At 59.9% G+C, this 5,136-nt stretch carries 5 protein-coding genes; all 5 read left to right on the top strand.

Going from position 1 to position 5,136, the window contains the following annotated elements; genetic code table 11:
• Positions 1-438: 438 nt before the first annotated feature.
• The gene (locus VEJ16_14600) at positions 439-1,350 is read left to right on the top strand and encodes a LysR substrate-binding domain-containing protein (protein HYB10894.1); all 912 of its coding nucleotides are present in this window, start codon (positions 439-441) and stop codon (positions 1,348-1,350) included.
• A gap of 282 nt (positions 1,351-1,632) precedes the next feature.
• The gene (locus VEJ16_14595; protein HYB10893.1) at positions 1,633-2,091 is read left to right on the top strand and encodes a nuclear transport factor 2 family protein; all 459 of its coding nucleotides are present in this window, start codon (positions 1,633-1,635) and stop codon (positions 2,089-2,091) included.
• 110 nt (positions 2,092-2,201) lie between these two features.
• Positions 2,202-3,230, top strand: coding sequence for a 2-aminoethylphosphonate ABC transporter substrate-binding protein (locus tag VEJ16_14590; GenBank protein HYB10892.1), 1,029 nt, complete (start codon positions 2,202-2,204; stop codon positions 3,228-3,230).
• Between the two features lie 17 nt (positions 3,231-3,247).
• Positions 3,248-4,381 carry an ATP-binding cassette domain-containing protein gene (locus VEJ16_14585; protein HYB10891.1) on the top strand — a complete coding sequence of 378 codons (1,134 nt, stop codon included), beginning with the start codon at positions 3,248-3,250 and terminating at the stop codon, positions 4,379-4,381.
• Positions 4,374-5,136, top strand: a 763-nt coding sequence (locus VEJ16_14580) for a 2-aminoethylphosphonate ABC transporter permease subunit (protein ID HYB10890.1), incomplete at its 3' end; no start/stop codon positions are given. The genes VEJ16_14585 and VEJ16_14580, both read left to right, overlap by 8 nt.

Here is a 5,136-nt window from a genome sequence, read left to right as displayed (position 1 = left end):
CCTTGCCGACCGCCGACTGGCTGTAGGGCGGCATGAACACACCGTCGTCCGTATAGAGAGGAAGCACTGCAGCGGTCTTGCCGCCATTCAGGGCGTCGTTATACGACGCCATCACGCTCCTGATCGCAGCCTCGCCGGACTTCAAATCGTCGCTCGCGGCCATACCGGCTCTCCCTTCATGGATTAGTATGGCGATCCTATCCTACGAACCATTTACTCGTTAGACGATAAAGCCGGAAATTAGAATTCCAGAAATGGAACGATTGCGACGGATCTCCGCCAGCTCGCGATGTGTGAAGCCAAGACGGCCATTTGCAAAGACCGGACACGCCGCGCGCATCCGCGCTCATTAGGCGTTCCGACAGGATGAAAGGGGAACATTCCCTTGCTCACTGCACCGCGATGTTCGAAGATGAATTTTCCATTTTTGGGAAGGCAATGGCTGATCTCAATTCGCTGATGGTCTTCGCGAAGGTCGTCGAGGCCAACAGCTTCTCGGAGGCAGCGCGGCGCCTCGAGATGCCGATATCGACTGTCAGCCGCCGGATCGCCGAGCTTGAAGACCAGCTCGGCGTTCGCCTGCTGGAACGGTCCACCCGTAGCCTGCGGCTCACCGAATTGGGGGCGGAGGTGTTGGAGCATGCCGTCCGCAGTGCTGAACTCAGTGAAGCGGTCGAGAATATCGTCTCGAACCGGCTATCGGATGTCACAGGTACCCTGCGGCTTTCGGCACCGCCTAGCATTTCCGACACGTTGTTGACGCCGCTCGTCACCGCGTTTCAGGCTTCTTATCCGAATGTCCGCATTCAGATCCTGATAACGGATCGCTTCGTGGATCACATAAGCGAAGGCGTCGACTTGGTCTTCAGGGTCGGAGCATTGAAGGACTCGTCGCTCGTCGCAAGGCGGTTGCTGACATACCGCCACCAGCTCGTTGCGAGCCCGGACTATCTGAAGGTTTGCAAGCGGCCAAAGAAACCGCGCGATTTGCTCGACCATCGGCTCTTGTCGTTTTCTCATTGGAAGCCCGACAGTAGCTGGACCTTCGTCCACCGGAATGGAAAGGACAAGGAAACGCTGACTTTTCAGCCATACCTCGCGATGAACGATTACGGCGGGCTCGCGCCGGCGCTGCTCGCAGGCGGGGGGATTGGCGAACTTCCGCCTGTGGTGCAACCCGATCTCGTACGTGAGGGTCGGCTTGTCGAGATCATGCCCAACTGGCGCTTTCGGACCTTCGATCTTTCACTCGTCCATCTCAGCAACCGGCATATCTCAAAGCCCTGCAGGCTCTTCAAAGAGTTCGCGTCGCAGATGGCGCCAACACTTTTTCCTTGTCTGCCAACCTGATGGGCCTCCCCGCCATGCAACCGATGATCGATCGTATCGAGACGTCGACGAAGGATTCGCCATCGCTCCCTTGGTTCCCCGCTCGAATGACGCGGGGGTAATGCCGCCACCCCGATAGGCGCCGCCGGCTGCATCGCAATGCGCTATTCCAATTTCGGGAAAGTCATTTCCGGCGCCGATCTCTAATAAACGTGCGGCCGTTCTTATAGGTTGAGAGCGATCATCGAAGCCGACGGTAAGCATCCACCGCGGCTCGTTGCGCCAAGGCAAGGGAGTGCTTGCATGCTCGCTCCGACCGAAGTTCTTTCGGCGATATTGAAGAATCCAACTGACCTCGATCACGTTCGGTCACTCGTGACGCCGGACGTTACTTACGTATCGCTCAACTACGAAAACCCGGATCTAAAAAAGGTCATGCCCTGGACTGGGACGTCGCGTGGACCCGAAAGCATTGTCAGGACATTCTCGGATGTCGCTCGATATTGGGAGATTCAGTCTTTCAGGCCGGAGGCGCTGTTCGGGTCGGAGGAGTTCGCGGCAATGTTTGGCCGGTTCACGTATCGGTCCATTGTCTTATCCAGACTCGTAACGTCGCCGTTCGCGATATTCGCAAAGGTTGAGTCAGGCCGTTGCACATACCTCCAATTCATGGAAGACAGCTTTGCGACCGCGGCATCCTTCCGCAGCGGAGGGCGCTGGACGTTCCAAAGCAGCCCCGATGGCGAAGAAGCCATAATTTGAGAGCGGTGAGAGGGGCGGCGGTTCGTCGCATTCTTCCCCAACGGTGACTGTCACAAGACAGTCACGTGGAGCGACTAGGATGCGCGCTCTTAAACGGGGAGGTATCAGCCATGTTGACTAAAAGACTAGCAGCCGTCGCCGTGGGGCTCGCGTTGGCAAGCGCAGCACCCTCTTGGGCCGCCGGCGTGGTAACCGTCTACTGTGCGGATGGCCTGCATGACGGCACGCCGAATTGGTATCAGAACCAATTCGATGCCTTCACCAAGGCGACTGGCATCAAGGTGCAGTACGTCGAGGGCGGTTCCGGGGTCGTCGTCGAACGTGTTGCCAAAGAGGCCGCAAATCCTCAGGCCGATGTGCTCGTGACGTTGCCGCCGTTCATCCAAAAGGCAGCGGCGGACGGATTGCTCCAGCCCTATACGCCAGCCGGGGCCGATCAAGTGAGCGCCGAACAGAAGGACCCGCACGGGCTCTATCTGGCGCTCGTCAACAATTACATGAATTTCATATATAACGCTTCGGCTCTGAAGGACCAGCCGAAGACGTTCGACGATCTGCTCGATCCCAAATTCAAAGGCAAGATCCAGTATTCGACGCCGGGGCAGGCCGGAGACGGCACCGCCGTAATGATCCAAGTGTTCCATGCCTTCGGCGGCAAGGACGCTGGCTTCGACTACCTCAAAAAGTTGCAAGGGAACAATGTCGGCCCATCTTCTTCGACCGGCAAACTGACCGCACTTGTCAACAAGGGCGAGCTGAATGTCGCAAATGGCGATCTGCAGATGAACGTCTCGCAGATGTCGGACAACCCGAACATCCGTGTGTTTTGGCCAGCCGGGCCGGATGGCCAGCGTTCGACCTTTGCACTGCCCTATTATGTGGGGCTCGTGAAAGGTGCGCCTAACGCCGACAATGGCAAGAAGCTGATCGATTTCCTGTTGTCGAAAGAGGCGCAATCGACGGTCTCCTCGGTGGCGCAGGGCCTACCGGTGCGCAAGGATGTGACGCCGACCGATGACGCTTTCAAGAACCTTCACAAGATGATGGAGGGTGTCGTCGTTTGGACGCCGGATTGGTCGAAGGTCCTGACCGATCTTCAGGGCGACGTCGCCAAGTGGCATCAAGTAACAGGCAGTTAGCCGTGCGTACGGGGGCGCTGTCGGGCGCGGCGGACGGGGCCGCCGCGCATGGTGCCTCGTCGAAGGGCGAGGGTATCGTGTTCGAGAGCATCACCGTGGCGTACCGCGGCACGGTGGTGCTCGACAACTTCTCGCTGCAAATCCAACGCGGCGAAATCATGGCGCTTATCGGTCCGTCCGGGTCGGGCAAAACCACGGCCCTGCGCGCGGTCGCTGGTTTTGTGCGCCCGCGCTCGGGCCGAGTACGGATCGGCGATACCGATGTGACCGATCTCCCGCCCTACGATCGCGGCATCGGAATGGTCGTGCAAAATTATGCGCTTTTCCCCCACATGAAGGTCGAGGACAACGTTGCCTTCGGCCTGCGCGCGAAGAAGGCCGATCCCGGACTGATCGCCGATCGCATTCGGGATTGCCTGCGCATGGTCGGCATGGGGAAATTTGTCGGGCGGTATCCGCGCGAGTTGTCAGGCGGCCAACAGCAGCGCGTTGCGATTGCCCGGGCACTGGCGGTAGAGCCGCGCGTGTTGCTGCTCGACGAGCCCTTGTCGGCACTCGACGCGCAGATCCGGCGCTCGATGGTCGAGGAACTGGCGAAGCTCCACCGGGATTTGCCCCATTTGACCGTGCTCTATGTTACCCACGACCAGACCGAGGCGCTAACCCTTGCCGATCGCATTGCGATCATGCGCGATGGCCGACTGAGTTCGTTCGGCCCGTCTCGCCAGCTCTACCGGCGTCCGCCGAATCGCTTCACCGCCGAATTTCTCGGCCGCGCAAATCTGCTGCCGGTTCGCGTCGAGGGACCCGACGATCTCGAGCTTGTGCGCGTTAGCTTCGGCGGTGCTGCGCTGAAGGCACCGGCTCATCCGGCACTCGGCTCCGGAACGGAATGCTTGCTCTGCGTCCGGCCCCACGATCTTCGCGTGGCGAGTAGTCTCAATGGCGCCAATCGTTTAAGCACGACCGTGACGTCCGTGCAGTGGCAGGGCGACCATCACGCGATCACGCTCGACTGCGCCGGTACGCTTCTCCGGCTCGTTGCAGCCCCCCTGCGCGAGCCTCCGGAAATGGGCGATTCGCTCGAGATTGGATTCGACGCCGTCGACGGTACGCTGATCGCCGGCGACGGAACGGCTTCTCATGGCTGATATCGCCATTGCGGGGACATCCCGCCGCGAAAGCGGGCTTTGGATAGCACCCCCGCTCCTCGTGCTGGCCGGCCTTTTCTTTTACCCCCTGTCTTTGATCGTGAGACAGGCGCTTACAGGCGATCACGGTCCTGTCTCGCTCGACCAGTTCGCCGCAGTGATCCAGTCCGGCCTTTTCGTGGGCGCCCTGCTCCACACGATCGAAATCGCGATTGCCGCGAGTGTTGGCTGTCTCATCCTCGGCTTCACGATAGCGCTCGTGCTGGCATTTGTACCTTTTCCCGGTTCGCGCGAGGTCGCCCGCTTTATCGACACATTCATAGCGCTGCCGACTTTTCTTGCGGCCCTCGCTTTCACCTTTATTTACGGCTCGGCCGGCGTGCTCAATCGCGCGTTGATCGAGCTGTTCGGCTTCGAGCAGGCGCCGATCGATTTCCTCTATTCGCCGTCGGGCGTGGTTCTTGCCGAAGTCACGGTCTACACGCCTTTCGTGCTGCGGCCGCTGCTGGCCGCTTTCTCTCTGATCGACCTGGCACAGCTCGAGGTCGCCAGCAGCCTCGGCGCGCGGTCCTGGCGCATCATTCGCGAAATCATCCTACCGGCCGCGATGCCGGCGTTGCTCGCCGGCGGCAGCCTTTGCCTTCTGCTCACGGTCAATGAGTTCGGCATCGTGCTGTTCATCGGCGCCAAGGGCGTCATCACCTTGCCGCTGCTCATCTATTCCAAGGCGATCCAGGAATCGGACTATCAGGCCG

This window comes from Alphaproteobacteria bacterium (genome assembly GCA_035625915.1).
Lineage (GTDB): Bacteria > Pseudomonadota > Alphaproteobacteria > JACZXZ01 > JACZXZ01 > DATDHA01.
Note: the sequence above shows the minus strand (reverse complement) of the source record. Positions and strands in the feature narration are given on the sequence as shown.